General features: G+C 37.8%; 22 protein-coding genes and 1 tRNA gene. 12 read left to right on the top strand and 11 right to left on the bottom strand.

What is annotated here, in order from left to right:
* Positions 1-203: 203 nt before the first annotated feature.
* From IPK35_01410 to IPK35_01395, 4 genes are all read right to left on the bottom strand, one after another.
* Entirely contained in the window at positions 204-599 is a 396-nt protein-coding gene (locus IPK35_01410; protein MBK8051955.1) for a hypothetical protein, read from the bottom strand.
* Positions 600-602: 3 nt separating this feature from the next.
* Complete coding sequence (locus tag IPK35_01405; protein ID MBK8051954.1) at positions 603-1,058, bottom strand: DUF1801 domain-containing protein; 456 nt, start codon at positions 1,056-1,058, stop codon at positions 603-605.
* Between the two features lie 59 nt (positions 1,059-1,117).
* Positions 1,118-1,630: a DUF4199 domain-containing protein gene (locus IPK35_01400; protein ID MBK8051953.1), complete on the bottom strand. Its 513-nt coding sequence runs from the start codon at positions 1,628-1,630 to the stop codon at positions 1,118-1,120.
* Between the two features lie 122 nt (positions 1,631-1,752).
* Complete coding sequence (locus tag IPK35_01395) at positions 1,753-2,229, bottom strand: response regulator transcription factor (protein MBK8051952.1); 477 nt, start codon at positions 2,227-2,229, stop codon at positions 1,753-1,755.
* A gap of 293 nt (positions 2,230-2,522) precedes the next feature.
* Here IPK35_01395 and IPK35_01390 point away from each other — a divergent pair, with 293 nt between their 5' ends.
* From IPK35_01390 to IPK35_01375, 4 genes are read left to right on the top strand one after another with little or no spacing between them, the layout of a single operon-like run.
* A complete protein-coding gene (locus tag IPK35_01390) occupies positions 2,523-3,344 on the top strand; it encodes a DUF3108 domain-containing protein (protein MBK8051951.1) in 822 nt (273 codons plus the stop codon).
* A 26-nt stretch (positions 3,345-3,370) separates the two neighbouring features.
* On the top strand, positions 3,371-4,159 hold the full coding sequence (gene rsmA / locus IPK35_01385; GenBank protein MBK8051950.1) for a ribosomal RNA small subunit methyltransferase A: 789 nt from the start codon (positions 3,371-3,373) through the stop codon (positions 4,157-4,159).
* Entirely contained in the window at positions 4,156-4,602 is a 447-nt protein-coding gene (locus IPK35_01380) for a GatB/YqeY domain-containing protein (protein ID MBK8051949.1), read from the top strand. Before rsmA ends, IPK35_01380 begins: the two co-directional genes overlap by 4 nt.
* Before the next feature lie 18 nt (positions 4,603-4,620).
* The gene (locus IPK35_01375; GenBank protein ID MBK8051948.1) at positions 4,621-5,403 is read left to right on the top strand and encodes a class I SAM-dependent methyltransferase; all 783 of its coding nucleotides are present in this window, start codon (positions 4,621-4,623) and stop codon (positions 5,401-5,403) included.
* 21 nt (positions 5,404-5,424) lie between these two features.
* Here the strand turns inward: IPK35_01375 and IPK35_01370 are convergent, their stop codons facing one another.
* Together IPK35_01370 and IPK35_01365 are read right to left on the bottom strand one after the other, a co-directional pair.
* Entirely contained in the window at positions 5,425-6,603 is a 1,179-nt protein-coding gene (locus tag IPK35_01370) for an ImmA/IrrE family metallo-endopeptidase (GenBank protein ID MBK8051947.1), read from the bottom strand.
* Positions 6,591-6,890, bottom strand: coding sequence for a helix-turn-helix transcriptional regulator (locus IPK35_01365; protein ID MBK8051946.1), 300 nt, complete (start codon positions 6,888-6,890; stop codon positions 6,591-6,593). The genes IPK35_01370 and IPK35_01365 overlap by 13 nt, the downstream gene beginning before the upstream one ends.
* A 197-nt stretch (positions 6,891-7,087) precedes the next feature.
* Here IPK35_01365 and aceB point away from each other — a divergent pair, with 197 nt between their 5' ends.
* The 3 genes from aceB to IPK35_01350 all read left to right on the top strand — a co-directional run bounded on the left by aceB (position 7,088) and on the right by IPK35_01350 (position 12,073).
* A complete protein-coding gene (aceB, locus tag IPK35_01360; GenBank protein MBK8051945.1) occupies positions 7,088-8,680 on the top strand; it encodes a malate synthase A in 1,593 nt (530 codons plus the stop codon).
* Between the two features lie 55 nt (positions 8,681-8,735).
* Positions 8,736-10,004, top strand: a complete 1,269-nt coding sequence (gene aceA, locus IPK35_01355) for an isocitrate lyase (GenBank protein ID MBK8051944.1) — start codon at positions 8,736-8,738, stop codon at positions 10,002-10,004.
* A gap of 245 nt (positions 10,005-10,249) precedes the next feature.
* Complete coding sequence (locus tag IPK35_01350; protein ID MBK8051943.1) at positions 10,250-12,073, top strand: wax ester/triacylglycerol synthase family O-acyltransferase; 1,824 nt, start codon at positions 10,250-10,252, stop codon at positions 12,071-12,073.
* On the opposite strand, the gene hutH is transcribed toward IPK35_01350, so the two are convergent.
* Positions 12,074-13,582, bottom strand: coding sequence for a histidine ammonia-lyase (gene hutH, locus IPK35_01345; protein ID MBK8051942.1), 1,509 nt, complete (start codon positions 13,580-13,582; stop codon positions 12,074-12,076).
* 668 nt (positions 13,583-14,250) lie between these two features.
* On the opposite strand from hutH, the gene IPK35_01340 reads away from it, so the two are divergent.
* Both IPK35_01340 and IPK35_01335 read left to right on the top strand, forming a co-directional pair.
* Entirely contained in the window at positions 14,251-14,769 is a 519-nt protein-coding gene (locus IPK35_01340; protein MBK8051941.1) for an OmpH family outer membrane protein, read from the top strand.
* A gap of 38 nt (positions 14,770-14,807) precedes the next feature.
* Positions 14,808-15,335, top strand: a complete 528-nt coding sequence (locus IPK35_01335) for an OmpH family outer membrane protein (protein ID MBK8051940.1) — start codon at positions 14,808-14,810, stop codon at positions 15,333-15,335.
* A gap of 146 nt (positions 15,336-15,481) precedes the next feature.
* On the opposite strand, the gene metF is transcribed toward IPK35_01335, so the two are convergent.
* Positions 15,482-16,432, bottom strand: a complete 951-nt coding sequence (gene metF / locus IPK35_01330) for a methylenetetrahydrofolate reductase [NAD(P)H] (protein ID MBK8051939.1) — start codon at positions 16,430-16,432, stop codon at positions 15,482-15,484.
* A 285-nt stretch (positions 16,433-16,717) separates the two neighbouring features.
* On the bottom strand, positions 16,718-17,377 hold the full coding sequence (locus IPK35_01325) for a carboxypeptidase-like regulatory domain-containing protein (GenBank protein MBK8051938.1): 660 nt from the start codon (positions 17,375-17,377) through the stop codon (positions 16,718-16,720).
* Positions 17,378-18,488: 1,111 nt separating this feature from the next.
* Here IPK35_01325 and IPK35_01320 point away from each other — a divergent pair.
* Positions 18,489-18,562, top strand: a tRNA-Ile gene (locus tag IPK35_01320).
* A gap of 72 nt (positions 18,563-18,634) precedes the next feature.
* On the top strand, positions 18,635-19,702 hold the full coding sequence (gene prfA / locus IPK35_01315) for a peptide chain release factor 1 (GenBank protein ID MBK8051937.1): 1,068 nt from the start codon (positions 18,635-18,637) through the stop codon (positions 19,700-19,702).
* 8 nt (positions 19,703-19,710) lie between these two features.
* On the opposite strand, the gene trmB is transcribed toward prfA, so the two are convergent.
* Complete coding sequence (gene trmB, locus IPK35_01310; GenBank protein MBK8051936.1) at positions 19,711-20,400, bottom strand: tRNA (guanosine(46)-N7)-methyltransferase TrmB; 690 nt, start codon at positions 20,398-20,400, stop codon at positions 19,711-19,713.
* Between the two features lie 197 nt (positions 20,401-20,597).
* Between trmB and IPK35_01305 the strand changes: the two genes are divergently transcribed.
* Positions 20,598-21,452 carry a PorT family protein gene (locus tag IPK35_01305; protein ID MBK8051935.1) on the top strand — a complete coding sequence of 285 codons (855 nt, stop codon included), beginning with the start codon at positions 20,598-20,600 and terminating at the stop codon, positions 21,450-21,452.
* Between the two features lie 16 nt (positions 21,453-21,468).
* On the opposite strand, the gene ligA is transcribed toward IPK35_01305, so the two are convergent.
* Complete coding sequence (ligA, locus tag IPK35_01300) at positions 21,469-23,592, bottom strand: NAD-dependent DNA ligase LigA (GenBank protein MBK8051934.1); 2,124 nt, start codon at positions 23,590-23,592, stop codon at positions 21,469-21,471.
* Positions 23,593-23,616: the final 24 nt, after the last annotated feature.

The following is a 23,616-nucleotide window of genomic DNA, read 5'->3' as shown; positions in this document are numbered from 1 at the left end:
TTATTAGTATATTATTTGATATAAGATACCAAATTTTATGGTTGATAAAATTTATTAGTGCCTCATAATAAACAAATTTTAATCTGAATTTTTATAATTAATCGACCTTCAAATTTCCGTGAATTCGATGATTTTTTAACAAGATCGAAGATCTCTATGAAGTGATTTATGTGCATGTTTTTAAATCACAACACAGTTTGCTATCATTTTGTAAGCTTATAACCCAAAAAACAGCCAAGAAATTTAGCACTGTTTGCTATTAAGAAAATTACTAAAAAGTCAGCCCATTTAACATCTGCCAGTACTAAAACTATGATGTCTATCAAAACATATGTTAATGGGAAAAGGAAAACTAAACTAGCAATATTATCGTACTTCTTTTGATTCCAAAACCTGGCGACTAAAAAGAAAATAATAAAACCAAATATACCTGAAACATACGGCGCAGACTGACTTGCGTGGGTTTCATAAACAGTTATTTCCTGGCCTGGGTTTATGAGATGAGAATAAACTGCTACTTCAAGAATGGAAATACTGACCAGGATTATCATCGTCAATATTGCCAGTCCGATTAATTTAGGTATCAAATATTTTTTCATAGTTTACTTCTTTAATTTTGTTTCATAAATATTGATCCACTCATTGACACTCAATCTTTTCATTAATTCGCCTATGAGTTCATAGGGTATTTCGTCAAATTTTTTGAATCTGATACAACTTTTACCCATATCTAATTTCTGCTTGGTGTGCTTCGGATATTCAGATATAAACCATTGCAGCAAGGCATCATCAGCATAAATACCCATATGATAAAAGTTTATTGTATGCTTTTGAGAAGCTATCGCTGCAAAAGGAAGAGGTTCAGTTGGTTTACAATGATAACCTGCAGGATATATGGAATGTGGAACAACATAACTTAAGGCACCATAACTTATTGTTGGTTCAAAACCTTTTGGGAGATTATTTAATATAACATCATGTAATTTGTTAAATGGTTCTACCCTGTCCGGAGGGAGGTTTGTCAGAATTTCATTGACTGTCGTGCCAAGCGATTTCATATAATAAAATATTTTGGTGTCATTTAAATTTGTTTTATACTATTACATTTGTGTTTTGATTATTTTCTTTTTAATATCGCGGCACTAATCAAAGTAACAATTAATCCAACAGGAAGGATTTCAGCAAAAGTAATCATCGCATTGAAAAAAGGGTTTTTATACATCTCTGCAAAACTGGCCATATCTCTAGTCGTTGTATCGATGATTTCCTGAGCGGCACCTTCGTTCTTCAGTTTTGTGATGGTTTGTTCTGCATATTTTTCCATAAAGTCGGGCATAAAATAATAATAATCGATGAGCCATGTGATCACATAAATCGTGGGGGCTATCAGGGTAATTAGAAAACCCATCTTAAAAGCCGTTCCAAAAGTAATTTTGCCTTCACTGTTTTGGTCTCTGTATTTTTTAATTCCAAAAAATATCAAAGAAAACGCCAATAACATGCTGGCATATCCATAAATGGCTCCTCCTTCTATATTGCCGGATTGATGATATATTGTGGTGGTGATGATCAACATTAATGCCACCACCAATCCTGCGATGATTCCATAAGTAAGTACTAACTTTTTCATTCTAATATTTATTTAATTGGTGAATTAATGTCGCAAAATTGAATAATTCGACTTTATCGGCGGTCATACTTTTGTGTGATTTTGGTTTTTTGACAGATATTCACCCTTTAGAATGATAAAATCTACTGTATCACGCGAAGTCTTTTTGCTTTTTCAATAGCTTGTGTTCTCCTTTTTACATCCAATTTTTCAAACACCCGCGAAGTATGCGTTTTGATAGTATTCAATGAGACGTATAATCTTTCAGCTACTTCTTCATTACTCAACCCTTCAGCCATCAGTTGCAGCACTTCCAGTTCTCTTTTACTCAATCCGGTTTTTTCTATCTCTTCCTGATTGAGCATTAAATTGGGTTCATTCTCCAAATAAACCGTTTTTTCAACTATTCTGGTTTCAGTATTACGATTTATCAATTTAAATGAAAGCCAAATTCCCAAGCCTGTAAAGATCAGAGCTATAGCACCCACATAGATTTCCAAAGCATGGTCTATAATAATAAATCTTATCTCCAGCCACCTTAGAATAAATAACAAAATAGCCAGACTCAATGAGTATAAAATCACGTCTTTATAATAAGAAAACTTTGTTAAGATACCCATGTGCTGAAATGATGAAATTTATTGCCAGTGTTATTCGGCACAAGATAAAAATTGATGGGTACATTGGACAAAAATATTTTGTTTTTCAATGAATAGGTAAGATGACAAATTATTTTTAAACTATGGTACCCGGGAGCTGTTAATAGAACTTATCTTATAGTGAACAGAAAATATTCTCGAAAATATTAATCATAATGTATTGTAAATTTAATATTTAGGTAACAGATCAATTCCATCACTCCAATGCCTAGTGAATTTTGAAGATATAAAAACAAGTAAAAAGACAGATAAAAATGCTTTTAACCACATGGATAGTACTTTTATCAATGGCATTAAAACCTGATTTTAATACCATTGATCATGTTCATCAGCCATCTGATCACTGTTATATCCACAATTCAGCCATTGCTGCCGGAGAAAAACTGGTATTTAAAGCTTATTACAACTGGAAATTTATATGGATTCCGGCTGGTGAAGCTGAGTTTTTATTTACAGAAACGGATGATTCTTTTGAAATAACTGTCAAAGGAAAAACATATAAAAGCTATGACCCTTTTTTTAAGGTACGTGATTATTTTCATAGTGAAATAGACAAAAAGACCATGTATCCCCGTCGGTTTACCCGTATCGTGGAAGAAGGAAATTACAGGAGATTTGACAGTTTGGTTTTTGATCAGATCAAAAGGAAAGGAGTAAGTTTTAATGGACCGACACGTGCTACAGCAGTCAGAAAAAGTATCACCCTTCATGATTGTACACACGATTTACTTTCTGTCTTGTATTTTTTACGCAATATTGATATCTCACGGTATCATCCAGGGGACTTCATCCCGACAAAGATACTTTTTGACGAAACGATCTATCCGATAAAAGTACGCTATGACGGAGTTTATGACAATTTTCATGTAAAAGGATTAGGTACATTTAATACTATAAAAGTCGTACCTGATCTGGTCACAGGCAATGTATTTAAAGATGGTAACCGTATGAATATTTGGGTGACCAATGACGGAAACAAACTTCCTGTACTCATCGAATCTCCGCTATCTGTAGGCAGTGCAAAGGCTGTTTTGAAGTCTTACAAAGGATTGCGACATCATTTACCGGGAAAATAGATACCTTTGGGTTTTGAATTCAACCAATGAAAGCTAAAAAGTCATTTGGACAACATTTTCTGGTCAACGAGCATATAGCTGAACAAATAACAGAAGGCTTCACTAAGGTCACTGCAAATGCTAATGTACTGGAAATTGGTCCGGGGAAAGGCGTCCTGACCAAATATTTAAGTAAAAAGGGGTTCCATCTTAAAGTAGTGGAAGCCGATCAGGATATGGTTTCATACCTGATAAAAAATAAAATTGTACATGAAGACGACATCATCTTTCTGGATTTTCTTAAGCTCAATCTTTCCAAAGTATTTGACCATCAGGAGTTGTTTTTAATAGGCAATTACCCCTACAATATATCTTCGCAGATTTTGATAAAAATGATCAATTCGAGGGAGTTGGTACCCGAGATGGTAGGTATGTTTCAGAAGGAGGTAGCTGACAGAGTTGTTGCGCCGCCGGGTTCAAAGACTTACGGAGTCATCAGTGTATTGGTGCAGGCACACTATGATGGGGTCACTATAATAGATGTACCACCACACAACTTCAGCCCTCCACCGAAGGTCAATTCAAGTGTGATCAGATTGGTCAGAAAGGAAAATTATGAGTTGCCATGTGATGAAAGACTTTTCAGAAATGTCGTGAAAACATCCTTCAACGGACGAAGAAAAATGTTGCGGAATACATTGAAACCACTATTCAAACAGTCAGATATCCTTGAAGATGTATTTTTTACCCAACGACCGGAGCAACTCTCTGTCAGTGATTTTGTTGATATCACTATAAAATTGTCTAACATAAATAATAATAATTCAGAAATATGAGCCTTGAAGTAAAAATCACCAATGACCTCAAAGAAGCCATGAAAAATAAAGATCAGGCTACCCTTCGTTCTGTTCGTGCTATAAAAGCAGCTATTCTATTGTTCAAAACCGATGGTAGCGGCAATGCGCTGGATGAAACTGCTGAAATCAAAATCCTGCAAAAATTAGTCAAACAACGTCAGGATTCTCTGGATATTTACACTAAACAAGGAAGAGAAGATCTGGCAGTGACAGAAAGAGAAGAAATTGCTGTCATACAAAAGTATCTTCCTGCACAGATGAGTGTGGAAGAGATGAAAACAACAATTCAAGCCATCATAGCAGAAACAGGAGCCACATCAGCCAAAGAAATGGGCAAAGTCATAGGCCTTGCCAATCAAAGACTTGCAGGAAAAGCGGAAGGCAAGGTCATCGCCGGCATGGTAAAGGAATTGTTAAGCTGATTTCGCCTCTCTTCTTTTATGGACATAAATGATATACCGCACACACGGGGAAATGCGATCAAATTTTTCAAGGCTCTGACAGATACCAGGAAAGATACACTGAGAGGTAAAAAAGTGTATGATCTTTCTGCCGGAAGCGGATATATAGCCAACCTTTTTTATGAGTGTGGCAGCATCGTCAAAGCATTGGATTTATTTCCTGAGCACAATCAGTACAAACATTTGGATGCAGGAAATATAGATTTGAGTAAAGATTTTGATATTGGCGATGGGATGGCCGATATTGTAATTCTTTCGGAAACATTTGAACACTTACCCGATCAATACCACTTCTTTAGGGAAGTATCCCGAATTCTTGATAAAAATGGATTGTTCATTCTGACTACTCCAAATCCTTCATCTTTGAGGAGCAGATTTTCTCAGTTTGTAACAGAGAGTGAGCACTACTCCAATCCCTTGCCGGATGAAACCAATGCTTATGTGCAGTGGCCGGGAACCGGCAACGGATATTTCAACAAAATCTTTATTTCAGGTATTCTGAGAATCAGGGTACTGGCTGCCATCAATGGTTTAAAAATCAAAACTATCCATCAGTCAGAAGCGACCAGTACGTCTGCTCTATTGATGATATTCTACCCTTTGATCTGGTTTTTTAGCTGGAAAAACTATCGTAAACAGATAAAACAGCACATTGAAAATAAGCATATTTATCGACAAATCTATGATATCAATACGTCTGTAAAGATACTGCTCTCAAAACATTTGATCATAGAGTTTGAAAAAAACGAAGTGAATAATTAATTAGGAAAATCAAACATAACACTAGCATAGATTAGACACTGCTTTGAGGAGCGTGTCATTTTTCTCCTTATTAAAAATGATGGTGGGTGGCACTACACGTTCTGTACAATCCATAATATTGCAACGCTCGCATGTAGTATGCACTATCTTTTGCTGAACCTTTGGGTCGTCTACCATCTTAAAGTGGGCTCTCAGATGATTGTCCATATAAAAACCAATAGTGATGCTCGTATAATCGAAAACCGGATTTCTTTGCTCCTTATATGCTACCGTAATACAAAAGTATGAATTCGGGGTGTCGTTGTATTGCGATATCTGCGCATCTATCAATATGTCGTGATCAGCACCTTTTTGTTTCAATTCTTCAACCAGTCCTACCGAAAGCCATCTCCTGCAATAGTGTTCATCCATCTCACTGCTGTATGGATTGTGCAATCGGGACAAGTGGATTTCTTTGCTCATTCTGTAATACTTTCTTTCAGTATTGTGGTGCAAGCGTATAAAAAACAGAGAATTGATGCCAAAGTGACCTGAAACAATGTTGGTTATCCTTTGCATCAGCATTTCCGGTGTGACCTTGTACTTTTTCAGCATTTCGAAAAAAAGATCAGGAGACCATCTGGATTGTGTTGTCACTTTACGAATGTCACTGATCATGTTTTTTTCCGGCATCAGGCATGCAGAAGCAAAATAAGAAGATTTAAAATTGTTCAATATCTTTTCAAAATTGTCGGTTTCCAAAATAGTAGTAAAATATGGCCGGGTTTTTATTTGTAAATACTGAAAGGCGATCTCCCTCAATAATAGAAACATAATTCTTTCATCAGACAGTTCATTATTGATATATAGTTTATTGTATTTTACACTATAATATGAACGCAATCCTTTCAGATCGACATATGCATTGATCTGGTCCATGTCAGTGCTCACTCCATAATTATCATAAAGGAACTGCTTAAGAACATTTGTTGACATTTCTTCCTGATCAAGATTTTTTATAAAATTTGTGGCTGCTATTTCCAGTTCGCCAAAATAATTATCATAAAAGTCCTGATAAGAACGTAGTGCCGCAACATAAAAATTTTCTTTTGATACAGAGTATGTACGCGCTATTTTAAACAAGGTACTTATGAATGCATTGATTTTATCAGGCATTTCAGTAAATAAGTCAAAGAGGGCCGACGGTGTCAGTCCAAACATCTCCATGGGAAAATCTGAAAAAAATCACTGGCGATCAAATCAACAATAGGTTGCAATCTCTTATCTACTGTCGTGGATACAAGTTCGTCATAAGGCATACCCAAAGCACTCGCCAATGCATTTATCTTAGAAGGAGTTGGATATTTTTTAGCTTTTTCAATATCATGAAGGTAAGAAAGTGAAATACCGGACTTTTCTGACAACTCCTGATAAGAAGCATTTTTGATGGTCCGATAATACTTTACCTTAAATGCAAAAATCAATTTTATAATCCGGTCTTGTTCCATGTTGATCAAAAATATGTAAAAAAATAGTTACAAAATTAACAAAATATCTGTAAAAAGCGTAAAAAACACAACTTTAAAAGTAATATTCTAAAAAAGAAATAATTTTTATCAGCGAAAAATACGCTAATAAAATATTATTCGTACATTGCGCAATATTTGCTAAATACATGTTTTTATAATCAATAAAAAGTACTATCATGTTACTGGAAACACAACAAATTGAAATTTGCAACAGCACCAATGACCAATACATGGCTGTTCTGACTGATGAAGCATTGGAATTTTTATCCCTGCTTCATCAAAAATTTAATCATCAAAGGGTCGAACTACTCAACCAAAGAAAGAGAAAACAAAAAGAAATTGACTCAGGTATTATGCCTAACTTCTCAGATACTACAAAAAAGATCCGTGAATCTGAGTGGTATATTGCACCGCTGCCCCATGATTTGCAGGATCGAAGAGTAGAAATCACCGGACCTGTAGACCGAAAAATGATCATCAATGCCCTAAATTCCGGCGCAAAAGTATTTATGGCTGACTTTGAAGATGCAAATAGTCCTGTATGGTCCAATGTCATAGAAGGTCAAATCAATCTCTACGACGCCATAAGACGCCAGATTTCGTACACAGACCCTGTATCCAATAAAGCATATACCTTAAATGAAAAGACTGCCACATTATTGGTTCGTCCCCGAGGATGGCATCTCGAAGAGAAAAATTTGTACATTGCTGGTCAGCCATTGAGTGGAAGTCTTGTGGATTTTGGCCTGTACTTTTTCCATAATGCTGCCGAACTGATCAAAAGGCTTTCGGGCCCGTATTTTTATTTGCCAAAGCTCGAGAGTCACCTGGAAGCCCGACTTTGGAATGATGTCTTTGTATTTGCACAGGATTATCTCAGGATACCACAAGGAACTATAAAAGCTACCGTCCTTATTGAGACAATACTGGCTTCATTTGAAATGGATGAAATCTTATATGAATTAAAAAATCACTCTGCAGGGCTTAACTGTGGGCGTTGGGATTACATATTTTCTTTTATTAAAAAATTTAAAAACTTTGAAGGTTTTGTACTTCCTGATAGGAGCCAGGTTACTATGGCCACACCATTTATGGAATCCTACTCAAAACTGGTCATCGACACCTGTCATAGCAGAAAAGCACCTGCTATAGGTGGTATGGCAGCATTTATACCTATAAAAAGTGATGAAAAAGCCAATAATGCAGTCATAGAAAACATCATTCAGGACAAGCTCAGAGAAGTCAAAAATGGCCATGATGGCACATGGGTAGCTCATCCGGGACTTGTGCCTGTGGCTATGAAAGTATTTGATGAACACATGACTTGTCCGAATCAAATCCATATCAGACATAAAATTGACCCCATCACTTCCAAACACTTACTCGAAATTCCGAAAGGAACCATCACAGAAAAGGGATTGAGAACAAATATCTATGTCGGAATAAGATACCTGGAGAGTTGGTTGAGAGGAAACGGAGCAGTAGCCATACGCAATCTGATGGAAGATGCTGCTACAGCAGAAATTTCCAGAACACAACTATGGCAATGGATAAAAAATAAATCTCACCTTGACGACGGGCGCATTATCACAAGAGAGTTGTACCAACAATTAAAGAAAGAAGAAATCGAATCTATCAAAGTTGAGTTTGGAGTAGATCAGTACCCCAATTTCAAATTTAAAGATGCCATTGAAATTTTTGACAACTTAGTGCTTGATGAAGAGTACAAAGACTTCCTTACACTACCTGCGTATAGTTATATTTCTTAATTATAAAATTTCCAAACTAAATATTATCTTATCTAACCATTAAAATTATTTCATAATGAATGCACAACGAATAGAAAAAATCAAACAAGATTGGGCAACTAACATCAGATGGACGGGTATCAAAAGACCATATACAGCTGAAGAAGTACTTGCCCTGAGAGGGTCATATGACATTGAGTACACCATTGCAAAAATGGGAGCTGAAAAGTTATGGCATAAACTCCACCATGAGCCTTATGTCGCCGGATTGGGTGCGCTTACAGGCAATCAAGCCATTCAGGAAGCTATGGCAGGGCTCAATGCTATCTATTTGTCAGGATGGCAAGTAGCAGCTGACGCAAACCTCAATGAGGATATGTTTCCTGACCAGTCAATATATCCTGCCAACTCAGTTCCGTCAGTAGTACGCAGAATAAATAACGCGCTTCTCAGACGTGATCAGATCGAAAGCACAAGAGGTAAGGTCAATATCGACTATATGTTGCCTATCGTGGCAGATGCAGAAGCCGGATTTGGAGGAAATTTGAACGCTTATCAGTTGATGAAGCAAATGATCGAAGCCGGTGCATCAGGAGTACATTTTGAAGACCAACTTTCATCAGCAAAAAAATGCGGTCACTTGGGCGGAAAAGTACTGGTACCCACTCAGGAGGCTATAGACAAACTCATAGCGGCCAGACTTGCTTCTGATGTATGTGGTGTACCCACAGTACTTATTGCACGAACGGATGCTGAAGCTGCAGACCTGCTTACCACTGATGCTGACCCGAGAGATCATGCATTTATCACAGGAGAAAGAACTTCTGAAGGTTTCTTCAGAGTGAAAAATGGTTTGGAGCAATGTATTTCCAGGGCACACTCCTATGCACCTTATGCTGACCTTATCTGGATGGAGACTTCCAATCCGGACATTGGACTTGCAAAAGAATTTGCAGAAGCTGTCCACGAAAAATTCCCCGGTAAATTGCTGGCTTACAATTGCTCTCCTTCCTTCAACTGGGCAAAATATCTCAATGAAGAACGTATGCTGTTGTTCAGAGACAATCTGGCAAAATTAGGGTATAAGTTCCAGTTTATCACATTGGCAGGCTTCCATGCACTGAATCTATCGATGTTCGAATTGGCAAGAAATTACAAAGAAAGGGGCATGCTGGGGTATTCAGAATTACAGCAGAGAGAGTTCAAAATGCAGGAATCCGGATTTGAAGCCATCAAACATCAGGGATTTGTAGGTACAGGTTACTGGGATTATCTTCAAAATGTGGTCAGAAAAGATTCTTCTACTACTGCCCTTGCAGAAAGTACAGAAACTGCGCAGTTCTAATAATTAGTCTTAAAATCCTTTAAACTAAAGTCCCGGATGAGATTTCAACATCTTGTCCGGAACTTTTTATGTATAAACTTATGTTTAAAAAACATTTCGCAAACATAAAAATCTTAAAACAACTCTCCGTAAGATTTTAGGATAATGCAATTTTTAAAAATTTAATTCAATTTAGTTCCAATCCTGCAATTTGATATACACTTTTACTTATTTTTACAGTTTTATAGGATTGTAAATTATTATTTATGCTAGACAAAATATTAGAAGGGTTGGCAAAAGAAACACTCACTCCCATTTCGGGAATGGATGCCACTTTCCTATATACAGAGACACCTACGAGTCCGATGAATATAGGTTCAGTTATAGTCATTGAAGGATCTATTGATTTTCAGACATTTAAAGATACGGTGCATTCCAGAATTCATCAGTTTCCGAAATTGCATCAACGGCTCATCTACGTACCTATGTCGATCGATTACCCATATTGGGTGGATGATCCTAATTTTGATATAGACCTTCATATAAAACATATTGCCTTACCTAAACCAGGTAGCTGGAAGGAACTCCGTAAGATAGCTTCACAGATATTCAGCGAACCGTTTGATCAAAACAGACCACTGTGGTCTATGGTTTTTGTAGAAGGTTTGGACAATATGCCTCAGGTTCCTCCCGGCTCAGTGGCAATTATATCCACCATTCATCATGTGGCTATAGATGGAGTGGGTGGCGCCGGATTGATGAGCCTGTTTCTGGACTTTACCCCTGAAAAAAAAGAAATTCCACCTCCAAAACCTTATAAGCCATCTCCACTACCCAATCACATCGAACTGCTCATCAACAGTACCATGAGCTTTGCCCGGGATCCTTTTAAGTTTCCAAAGATCATCACTGATGCACTCAAAGCAACTGTGAGGGCTGGTGTGTTATCAAGAATGCAGGGAAGCGAATTGCCAACTGCACCTTTCACAGCGCCTGCTACTCCTTTAAATGGTATTATATCGGGAGTCAGAAAATGGAATTCAGCTATTTTGTCACTACCTCGCGTCCAGAATATCAAAAACATCATGGGCACTACGCTCAATGATGTATTGCTGGCTATTTGTTCCGGGGCATTGAGACGATATCTAGATGAAAAAGGAAAACTTCCTGAAAAATCATTGGTTTCATTAGTACCGATTTCCACTAGAAAAAAAGATGAAGGAAGTACAGATAACCAGATTTCTGCTATGTTGGTGCAAATTGCGACCAATGTAGAAGATCCGATCGAAAGACTTGAAACCATCCACGAAAACAATAACAGAGGCAAAAACTATCAGGGAGCCATCGGGGCCAAAACACTCTCTCAGATGGCGAACGCCATTCCATTTGGCATTGCCAATCAGGCAGCACGACTTTACTCCCGCTACAAAATCTCTGAATTCCATAAACCGATGTTTAATGTGACCATCACCAATGTACCGGGACCTCAGATGCCGCTATATGTCAGTGGCCACAAGATGATCACGATCATGGGATCTGCACCCATCATAGACGGAATGGGCCTGATCATCACTATCCTCAGTTATGATGGTCATATCACCATTAGCCCTGTATCTGATACCAACTCTATGCCGGATTTGGATCAGTTTACTGTGTATCTGCGCGAATCTGCCAATGAACTTGAAGCTGCAGCTCTTGAATATCAAAAGAAAAAGAAAAAAATTGTCAGAAAAAAAGCAGTCAAACCGGAATCTGATAAATTGTTTGAAAGTCTGGGCACATTTTTAAAATCTCTTCCTGACAATGGAAAACCCAAAAGTGGCAAATTTCAATTTATCATCAATGGCGAAGAATCAACAGAGTGGGTGGTCGATATCAGTGTCTATCCCGGCAAGGTGACAAAAGGAAAAGATGAAAGTGTGGATGCCACATTTACCGTCAATGAAGAATATCTCCAGAGAATAGCATCAGGTAATCTGGATGTACAAACCGCCTTTATTCAGGGTAGGTTGAAAATCGATGGTGACTTCGAACAGGCTATGCGCATGGGTAAGTTGTTGGGCAAGATGCTGGCTGCTCAGGCCAAATAATTATTGGTGGTTTAGACAATATTGTACTATCCAGTTTTGGATGATATTTTCAGCGATAATTATATCATCATGCATTAATCTGTCCTCTTCGAGAATAGGTACCTTACTTCTCACCTCTGTCATCACTGCTTCAAGTGGTTCTGATGATTTTAAAGGCCTTCTGTATTCAAATGCCTGTACGGCTACAAGCAGTTCTATCGCCATTATTGTTTTTACATTGTTGAGTACTTTGAAGGCTTTGGTCGCAGCATTTGCTGCCATGCTGACATGGTCTTCCTGACCTTTGCTGGACACTATGGAGTCCACTGATGCCGGCGTACAGTATTGTTTATTTTGAGATACAATAGAAGCAGCGGTATATTGCGCAATCATAAAACCTGAATCCAGACCCGGATATTTTGTCAGAAATTCAGGAAGACCTCGCTCACCGTTGATCAGTTGATAGATTCTTCTTTCAGAAATACTTCCAAATTCAGCGATGGCGATACAAATATAATCCAAAACCAATGCCAGCGGTTGAGCATGGAAGTTGCCGCCACTGAGAATTTTGTCATCATCGTCAAAAATATTGGGATTGTCGGTCACTGCATTTATTTCGGTATTGATCACATCGCTGGCATGCAATATAGCGTTTAAGCCCGCTCCATGCACTTGCGGTACACATCGGAACGAGTAAGGGTCCTGAACACTATATCTTTTTTTCTTTCTTATCCCGCTCCGGACCAGATAACTAAATATTTCTTCTGCTGCAACTATTTGTCCTTGGTGAGGCCTTATGTGATGTATCAATGGATCAAATGGTGAGATATCACATACAAATGCATCCATAGATAAAGCTGCTATCTTATTGGCAATATGAAAAATCGCTTTTGCTTCTGCAGCAATCACTCCGGCGTATGCCAATGAAAACTGCGTTCCGTTCAGCAGTGCCAATCCTTCTTTGGATTTTAGAGTGATTCCTGAGATTCCACACTTATCCATAACTAATCGGGAAGGCTGTATATTTCCTTCAAAATACACCGTGCCCTGACCGATCAGAGGAAGCGAAAGATGTGCCAGAGGAGCCAGATCGCCGGATGCCCCAAGTGATCCCAATTGAAAAATAACAGGATAAATGCCGGCATTATACAACTCAATCAACTTTTCAATGAGTTCAGGCCTGATACCCGAATACCCAAAAGATAGATTGATGATTTTGAGCAATAATATCATTTTGCAAATCTCTTGAGGCACCAACTCGCCTACACCACATGCATGTGACAGAACCAGATTTTCCTGTAGTTTTTCCAGATTAGCATCAGATATTTTGACATTGCACAAAGCACCAAATCCAGTATTGATTCCATAAATGATCTGATTTGGGTCTTCAAGTACCGTCTCAAGATACCTACGGTTTTTTGATATCTTTTCTCTCACTTCCTCAGATAAGGTAAGCTTTATGTCACCGGAAGCAAGCAGATATATATCTTCAATTTTCAGTTTTGTACCGTCGATAACAAATCGGGGCATACATTATAGCATTTAATGATTTGGCTGCAAATATAATTCTTTTACAAGAAGTTCATGATGTTGTAAAAACTATTGTGTGTATAACACATTGCACAATTACTTATTCACCGCTACCCCTGCCTAAGTAGGCCTAAGCAGGCAGGCTTATTCCCAAAAAGGACGCCTCACCCAATAACTCTTCCTTCAGCGGGCTGATCTCCCCTTTAGGGCTGGGGGTATGTGGAGGGAAATGGCGAAAACTAATTTCATTTCGTGGTTAACATAACAGTAATTATCTTTTTACAAAAAAGTGCAATTTGTTACATTCACAAACTATTAGAGCCATTTACTGTGATGAATGTCAAAAAAAAACTTTGATTTGGCTTATTTTTAGAGCGCTCTTATTTTTTCAATACTCAAATGATTTTTATAACTTCCACACTAAAAAAATCATTTTGCGTATAACAAAATACATAAATCGGTCGTTAAACTAAAGTTAAATATAGTTATACAGCATCAATATAATCGTATTTAATATGTTGTATTACAGTATTTTATATAGTTTTAAATAAAGCTTAAAGTTTTATATTATGTAACTTTTACAGCATCGGAATTGTCTTAAATGCAGTAACATTGTGATAATGTTGTACTTTTGGCAAAATTTTTTAAAAATCTTTCAATTATTCAAAATGAAAACAAAAAATTTTATATTTTCAATATTAATTATTCTGGTTGCGTCGATGAGTGTACATGCTCAAAAAATAGCTTTGGTAGATATTAATGATGTTCTATCAGCTATGCCGGAGTACCAGAATGCTCAGACAGAATTAGACAAAATAGCTGCAGGGTGGAGACAAGAGATTGCTCAGGAATTTGATAAAGTAAAAAGTATGTACAATAAGTTCCAGGCAGAACAAGTGCTCCTGAGTATGGATGATAAGACAAGAAGGGAAGAGGAAATCATCAAAAAGGAAAATGAAGTACGTGAAATGCAAAAAGCAAAATTTGGACCCGAAGGTGCATTATTTAAAAAAAGACAAGAGATGGTAGCACCTATTCAGGAAAAAGTATTTGCTGCTATAGAATCTTATGCTGCTGACAGGGGATATGATATCATATTTGATAAGGGCGGAGCAACAGGACTTTTATTTTCAAATGCCGAGTATGACAAAACAGCGGATCTTAAGAAGAGACTCAATATTAAATAACAATATTTTTTAAAACAAACCAATCAACTTTTCATCAAATGAACAGAATTTATTCCATTATGTCTTTCCTGTTTTTAACCTTGGCAGCTACAAATGCCCAAAAAATAGGATACATCAATTCGCAGGAAATATTGGCGTCCCTGCCCGAAGTAAAACAAGCCAATTCAGATATTGAAGTGATGAAAACCATGTTTCAGAAAAAAGGTGAAGACATGGTCAAAGAACTTCAAACTAAGTATCAGGACTTACAGAAAAAACAACAATCCGGCGAACTCGCTCCTGTAGAAATCGAAAAACAATCTGCTCTTCTAAAACTCGAAGAGGCAAAGCTCGGTGAATTTGAGAAATCAAGTCAGGACAAAATTTACGCTAAAACAGAAGAGTTACTAAAGCCTATTCAGGATAGGGTCAACAAAGCCATCAAGGATGTGGCTACAGAAAATGGATTTTTGTATATCTTTGATTCCGGTATGGGAGTTATCCTTTACTCAGATCCTGCATCTGATGCTACAAAGATGGTTAAAGATAAGCTAGGAATTACAACGACGGCCGTCGCACCTAAGTAAGTAATTTTGATCAGGTAAATCTGATTAAAGTGTAATAGAGAGAAGCCATTTCAAAGATCTGAAATGGCTTCTCTCTATTTTGAGTAAGTTCAAACTTTTATTCCTGAACGAGATTTTTTTTGCGCAAACCTTTACTCTTATCTGCCTTATATCTTCTCCACTATCTTATATGTGGTGTCTGCATCTCCCATAGTATAAAAATGGATGCATGGTACACCTGATGCTTTCAGTTCCTTACACTGTGCGATGCACCATTCGATGCCAATCTTTTTTATATCTTTATCTTCAGTTTTATTGACTTCTTTGACAAGATCTTCTGGAAAATTGATAAAAAATTTCCTGGGGATAGATGATAACTGATATTTGCGGGTGATGGGTTTTAAACCCGGTACGATGGGTACGGTGATACCCGCTTCGATGCATGCATCTCTGAATTTGAAAAAATTGGCATTGTCAAAAAACATTTGAGTCACTATATAGCTGGCACCTGCATCTATTTTTTTCTTCAGATATTCTATATCCATAGCAAAATTAGGAGCTTCAAAGTGTTTTTCCGGATATCCTGCCACACCAATACAAAAATCAGTAGGAGTTCCTTTTTCAATATTACTGTCCAAATAGATGCCTTGATTCATATGTTGTACCTGTTTTACAAGATCAACGGCATATTTGTGTCCATTTGGCTCAGCTATAAATTTGTCCTCAAACTGACGGGCGTCTCCTCTAAGTGCCAATACATTATTGATACCAAGAAAATTCAGATCTATCAGGGCATTTTCTGTCTCTTCTATACTGAATCCTCCGCAGATAAGATGGGGAATGGCGTCGATACCATATCTGTGCATAATGGAGGCACAGATGCCAACTGTTCCTGGTCTTTTTCTGATTGCAGTTTTTTCGTAGTACCCGCTTTCTCTTTTATTGTAGACGAATTCTTCTCTATGATAGGTTACGTCTATAAAAGGAGGCTTGAATTCCATCAATGGGTCAAGTGTATTAAAAATATCAGACATGCTGCCGCCTTTCAGAGGTGGCAATACTTCAAACGATACAAGGGTATTTCCTTTAGATTTATTAAAATATTCTGTAATTTTCAATTTTTCCTGTTTTAATTTGGCGGCAAAGGTAAGGAATCTGGTTACATATATCCAAATCAGAAAAGTAGGATTAACTGGCTATTTTCCTGAATGGACAAGTAAACATGTATAGGTTATACTGACGAGAATTTATTTTTCTAAAGACGATGGTACTCATGTCTTTATTTTAAAAATAATTCTATCGCCATTTTCCTCAAAATGAATACAATAGTAGATGAATTTTTCGCAAACCAATTTATTTTGAGTATATATATTGAAAGACCCTTAAAATGGGAAAAGAAAAATTTACTTTTTATCTTTCTTTTTGAAATCTCCTCTTCTCCAGGCATCTATAAATTTTTTCCAGGCAAGTGGATTAAATATATTTTGAGGTCTCATCTGACCAGTGTAGACATAATCATTTGCCTGCTGCTTGATGACCATAGACGATGCTTCTTTGCCATCAACAGGTACTGAATATCTGAGTTCTCTCATTTTTTCTTCAGCAAGATTAGCGATGGCATTTTCTCTTAATTCATTGGTGATATCGATTTCCAAAAACTCCTGTTTAAAGTGCTCTTTACTCGGCCAAGGAAAAATCACCGCTTCAGGCAGAAGAATGTTGTCCTCAGACATGGGTTGCATCCACTTATATTTTTCTGAATTGAGAGTGTCAGGAACTATGACTTCTACTGTTTTATACCCTATCCTGGAAAACACAATCGTTTCTCCGGCAAGGGCAACAAATGAGAAAAAGCCATTATTGTCTGCTGATGCACCTCTGCTTGTACCTTTCACAGCAACGTTGGTATAAGGAAGAGGTATGGGAGTGCCGTTTTTATCTTCTTCAAATACAATCCCGGAAAACTCAATCACCTTGATGGGTTCAGTTTTTTTCTGGGCGGAAATATGTAGTACGCTCAAAAATATAATTGAAACTAATATGGATAGAGTTCTAAGATTCATTTTAGTCGGTTGATATGAATTTTTAATTTGATCCTTTCAGGACATTATTTTATAACCCAAAACGAAAAAACCTGCACAAAAATAATCTATTTTCTATATTTAACATCGTTTTAACGCCTTATGTGTTATACTTTTTACCCAATAATATCACCTAACACTTCATAAATTAAAAAAAAGAAACAATTACTCTTGAAATAATAATAAATCTTCCTACTTTTGCATCCGCAAATCCTGAAAGCAGGATGCAAAAATAAAAAATCGGGCCTATAGCTCAGTTGGTTAGAGCATGAAGCTAATCTTGATGGTCCCAGGAGCGGTGGCAGATTAAAAAACTCCTGAAAGCAGGATGCAAAAATAAAAAATCGGGCCTATAGCTCAGTTGGTTAGAGCATCAAGCTAATCTTGATGGTCCCAGGAGCGGTGGCAGATTAAAAAACTCCTGAAAGCAGGATGATAAAAAAGTAAAAAATCGGGCCTATAGCTCAGTTGGTTAGAGCATCAAGCTAATCTTGATGGTCCCAGGAGCGGTGGCAGATTAAAAAACTCCTGAAAGCAGGATGATAAAAAGTAAAAAATCGGGCCTATAGCTCAGTTGGTTAGAGCATCAAGCTAATCTTGATGGTCCCAGGAGCGGTGGCAGATTAAAAAACTCCTGAAAGCAGGATGATAAAAAGTAAAAAATCGGGCCTATAGCTCAGTTGGTTAGAGCATCAAGCTAATCTTGATGGTCCCAGGAGCGGTGGCAGATTAAAAAACTCCTGAAAGCAGGATGATAAAAAAGTAAAAAATCGGGCCTATAGCTCAGTTGGTTAGAGCATCAAGCTAATCTTGATGGTCCCAGGAGCGGTGGCAGATTAAAAAACTCCTGAAAGCAGGATGATAAAAAGTAAAAAATCGGGCCTATAGCTCAGTTGGTTAGAGCATCAAGCTAATCTTGATGGTCCCAGGAGCGGTGGCAGATTAAAAAAACTCCTGAAAGCAGGATGATAAAAAAGTAAAAAATCGGGCCTATAGCTCAGTTGGTTAGAGCATCAAGCTAATCTTGATGGTCCCAGGAGCGGTGGCAGATTAAAAAACTCCTGAAAGCAGGATGATAAAAAAGTAAAAAATCGGGCCTATAGCTCAGTTGGTTAGAGCACCTGACTCATAATCAGGTGGTCCCAGGTTCAAGTCCTGGTGGGCCCACAAGTTTCCTAAAACCCTTGTAGTTTTTTACAGGGGTTTTTTGTTAATAATACATCTCTTTATTATTCAAAAATGCTGGACAAACTCGAAACAATACAGGACAGGTACTACTATCTGGAAGAAAAACTTTCAGACCCTGAAGTATTGGCAGACATGAAGCAGTTTGCCAAAATCAATAAAGAATATAAAGACCTCACTGAAATCATAGAGACTTACAGAGAGTATAAAATGATTGTTGAGCATATCAGCAATGCCAGGGAGATGCTCAAGGATGCTGATCCTGAAATGCGTGAAATGGCTGAATCGGAGCTTTCAGACCTTAACCCACAACTTGAAGAACTTCAGGAAAAAATCAATTATCTACTCATTCCAAAAGACCCCGAAGATAGCAAGGATGTAGTTTTTGAAATTCGCTCAGGAACAGGTGGAGATGAAGCCAGTATTTTCGCAGGAGACCTTTTCAGGATGTATTCCAAATATTTTGAAAGTCAGGGCTGGAAAACAGAAGTCATCGACGAAAATCCCGGGTCTGTAGGTGGCTACAATAAAATAGTGATGGAAGTCTATGGAGCTGATGTCTATGGCAAACTGAAATTTGAATCAGGCGCACATAGAGTTCAGAGAGTGCCAAAGACCGAATCACAAGGTCGCGTCCATACATCAGCAGCGACCGTCGCCGTAATGCCAAAATTTGAAGAGGAAGAAATCGACATCAGAAAAGATGATTTGAAGACAGATACATTCAGGGCACAGGGTGCAGGTGGACAGCACGTCAACAAAACTGAATCCGGAGTAAGATTTACCCATATCCCTACAGGAATAGTGGCAGAAAGTACGGATTCGAGGTCCCAACACAAAAACCGCGAAATCGCCCTCCAAAGACTCTACGTAAAAATCCAGGATGCCGCCAAAGAAAAAAGTTATCTGGAACAAAAAGATAAAAGAAAATCTCTGGTCGGTACAGGTGATCGCTCAGATAAAATCAGGACATACAATTATCCTCAAAACAGAATCACCGATCATAGAATTAATCTGACGATATATAATCTGGATTCTGTAGTGGAAGGTGATCTTGAAGAAATTATCCTTGCACTACAGCGTGCAGAAAATGCAGAAAAAATGGGAGTTGGCACCGAGTAAAATTGAGGTTAATTGATAGTAAATCTCACATATTTAATTTTCCTTCCATCAGCCAAATGACTTTTTTCATAGTAGGTTTTGTAAGCAAGTTCAGGATATGGTAGCTGAGCTGAATAAATGTCTTCATTATGGTAAAGTACACGAGCTCCCTGATAAGTTGATAAAGTATCCAACGTAAACTGATAAAGTGTAGGGTCATCCGTTTTGAGATGCAAGATACCTCCTGGTTTCAGAATGTTTTTATACATATTGAGAAATCTTGGCGATGTTAGCCTTTTGTTTTCTTTGCTTTCTCTGAGAAACGGATCTGGAAATGTAATCCATATGCTATCCACCTCATCTTTTCCCATAAAAAGGTCTAATTGCTCAATTCTGGTTCTGAGAAAGGCAGCGTTCTTTAAACCTTTATTCAATGTATTGGTAGCCCCTTTCCAGATTCTGGCTCCTTTTACATCCACTCCTATAAAGTTGATGTCCGGATACGCCTCTGCTAATGCTTCTGTATACTCACCTCTACCGCATGCAAGCTCCAGGATGATAGGCTGCCCATTTTTAAAATGTCCCTGATTCCAATTATTTTTTAAGTCTACAACTTCGTCTTTTGAACGGATTAATTTGGGATGTTTTGGGTCATAATTTTCATAAACATGAGGAAAATCCAATATAGCTTCAAATTTTTTTAATTTATTTTTGCTCATATAACCTTCAGCGAATGATTTAGGTCGCAAAACTACATATTTATACCTCAAATAAAAAATGATCAACATTTAACATTTTTTTGTGAAAACTTAGGCTTGCATTTACTAATAAGTTTCGTTTTATTTCTGAGTATCTCCTGTAATTGGTGTATTATTAATACCTTTGTAGCCATTTTAAGTATAATAGGCAGTTTTGTATGAACAAAATATTCGTTTTAGCATGTTTTTTATTGACCTTTCAATTTGGATTCAGCCAGAGTTTTGGCATCCGTGCGGGTCTTAACTATACCAAGTTTTCAGGACCACTTGAGACCGGGGTCAATGAAGAATTTAAGCTCGCCAATGGGTTTCATTTTGGAGTCAATTATGCTTATAATTTTGCTGACAGACTTGCTATCAGGGGAGAGTTTTTATATTCACAAGTAGGCTCAAAGTATAACTATGACGGAGATTCATTTTATAAGATACCCTTGGGTAATGCATTTATTTATGAAAAAGGAAAGTCCACTATTGAAATGAAAATTTCTAATGCCTATCTTACTATTCCGGTAACTTTACAATGGCAAGCTACAAAAAAAATTGAGATATCAGCGGGATTATATGCTTCATATCTGATAGGGCCAAGAGGCAACGGCACTATATATTTCGAAAAAAATAAGGACAGTCTTTTCTTCAAACAGTCCTTGGTGCACAATTACTACAAGGATGAGGCAGGCGGAATAGCAAACAATGCATCGGGAGCTTCTGTTTGGGTAGACGGTATAGTCGTTACATTGGCAAGGGATGCAGGTGCTTATTATAATTATGCGTCTACAGAAATGGATGGCAAATTGTACAATAGATGGGATTTCGGGCTTACCGGCGGTATTTCATATTTTATCAACAGAGGATTCTATTTTGGTTTGAGGTACGATTTTGGGCTTAGGGATATTTCAAATAATAAAATGGATTACTTGAGAAAAGAAATAGACAAAACCACTGGAAAAGGTATCCTGAGTAACCACTTTGACCGCAATGTAGGATTTCAGGCCTCTTTTGGCTTCAGATTTTAGAAATATCCACCTATCCTCAGGTTAATTTCACTTTTGCCAAAAACTCCTCTTCTGTTAATATTTCAACAGTACCGAGTTGTTGCGCTTTTTTAAGTTTAGATCCTGCATTTTCTCCCACTACGAGTATATTGAGATTTGAACTGACAGCTGAAATGTTTTTTGCACCTGATTTTGCCGCGAGTTCTTCAGCTTCTTTTCTACCCATAGTCTGCAGTGTGCCGGTAAATAGTATGGTTTTACCATAAAATACACCTTCTTCAGATACCTTCAATGGTTTGTCCTCTTCGGTTTGGGTGAGATTCACACCGGATGCTTCCATTCTCCTCAGCATTTCCACATTTTTCTGTACTGAAAACCAGGCTTTTACATTTTCAGCGACAACAGGTCCGATGTCTTTTATTTCAAGAAATCGCTCGACTTCCCAATGGATCAAATCCAACACATGATCAATTTGCTCTGCAATGAGTTTACTGGCTTTTTTACCCAAATGATGGATGCTCAGTGAGTGCAGCAACCTTTGGATAGGGTTCTGTTTTGCTTTCTCGATAGAGTTTTTGATATTTTCAGCTGATTTTCTTCCAAAACCATCGAGCGTGGCTATCTTATCATAATCCAGATTGTAGATGTCACTGATGTCTCGTAACCATCCCAATTCAAAAAATCTTTCTACATATGACTTTCCAAACCCGTCAATTTCCATGGCATCTTTAGAGACATGAAATATCATTTTCTGTAAATCCTGTGCTCCACAAACACAATCAGGGCATCTCCAGGCTGCTTCTCCCTCTTCTCTCAAAAGTTTTACAGGAACACCGGTCTGATTTGACGGGCAAAACTCCGGAAATTCTATCACGACTTCATTACCACTACGAAGCTCAGGAAAGGATTTTACGATGTAAGGGATGACATCTCCCGCCCGTTCTACCAATACAGTATCACCAAGCCGCAAATCTTTCGACTTGATAAATTCTTCATTATGGAGAGAAATGGACGACACTGTAACTCCTGCCAGATAGACGGGTTCAATTTTGGCGACCGGAGTAATGGATCCTATTTTCCCTACTTGATATTCGACTGACAATAGTTTGCTGGTCGCTTGTTTGGCTTTAAATTTAAAAGCAATTGCCCACCTTGGATGATGTGCTGTCGATCCGCACCTTTCCTGGAGCAGAAGGTCATTGACCTTGATCACCATACCATCTATTTCATACTCATAGTCATCTCTTTTCTTTTCCCAGTATCTTACAAACTGATGCACTTCCTGTATATTGGCACAAACTGACTTTTCATCCTTTGGAGTCTTAAATCCGATGTTTTCAAGCATTTCTATTCCTGAAAAGTGAGATTTCAAAGTGGGCAATACAGAATTGCCATCCTTATCTACAGCATAAGCCAATTGGTAAACAAAGGCTTCAAGTCCTCTTTTTCGGGTTTCGTTGGCATCTTTGGTCCTGAGTCCACCAGTCGCTGCATTTCTTGGATTGGCAAATAGTGTCAAACCTTCCTTCTCTCTTTCCCTGTTGATGCGTTCAAAATTGTCTTTTCTGATCAATGCCTCTCCTCTTACTTCTGCTTTGACGATACCTTTGGCTGAAAATGATGCTCTGAGCGGAATACTTGGAAGCGTGCGGGCATTGGGAGTCATTTCTTCACCATATGTACCGTTGCCTCTCGTGGCCGCTCTGACTAACACATCATTTTCATATACAAGTGCGATGCTACCACCATCATATTTGGGTTCTACGCAGTATGCAATATCTGCATCTGCCGAAAGTCCACACAGTTTCTTGACAGCAGCATCAAAATCATTGAGGTCGTCTTCATTGTAGGAGTTGTCCAGAGACAACATCGGTACAGTGTGTGGTACGGACTGAAATTCCCCGGACAAATCTGTACTGACCCTCTGAGTGGGCGAATCAGCCGTAATGAGGTCCGGATGATCTTCTTCGATTTGAACCAACTGTTTGTATAGTTGGTCGTATTCAAAATCCGAAATCAGAGGATTGTCTTCGATGTAATATTTTCTTTCATGAAAAGTAAGTACATCTCTGAGTTCTGTGAGATCTTTAACAGTAGCCTGTTTTTGGAGAAAAATTTTGGATTGATCTATATAGTATTGTTGTTTCTCAGGTGTGTACATCGGAGCAAAAGATTAAAATTTTTA

The organism is Saprospiraceae bacterium, from assembly GCA_016713025.1.
Classification (GTDB): Bacteria; Bacteroidota; Bacteroidia; order Chitinophagales; family Saprospiraceae; genus OLB9.
This window is presented reverse-complemented; position numbering and strand designations above follow the sequence as displayed.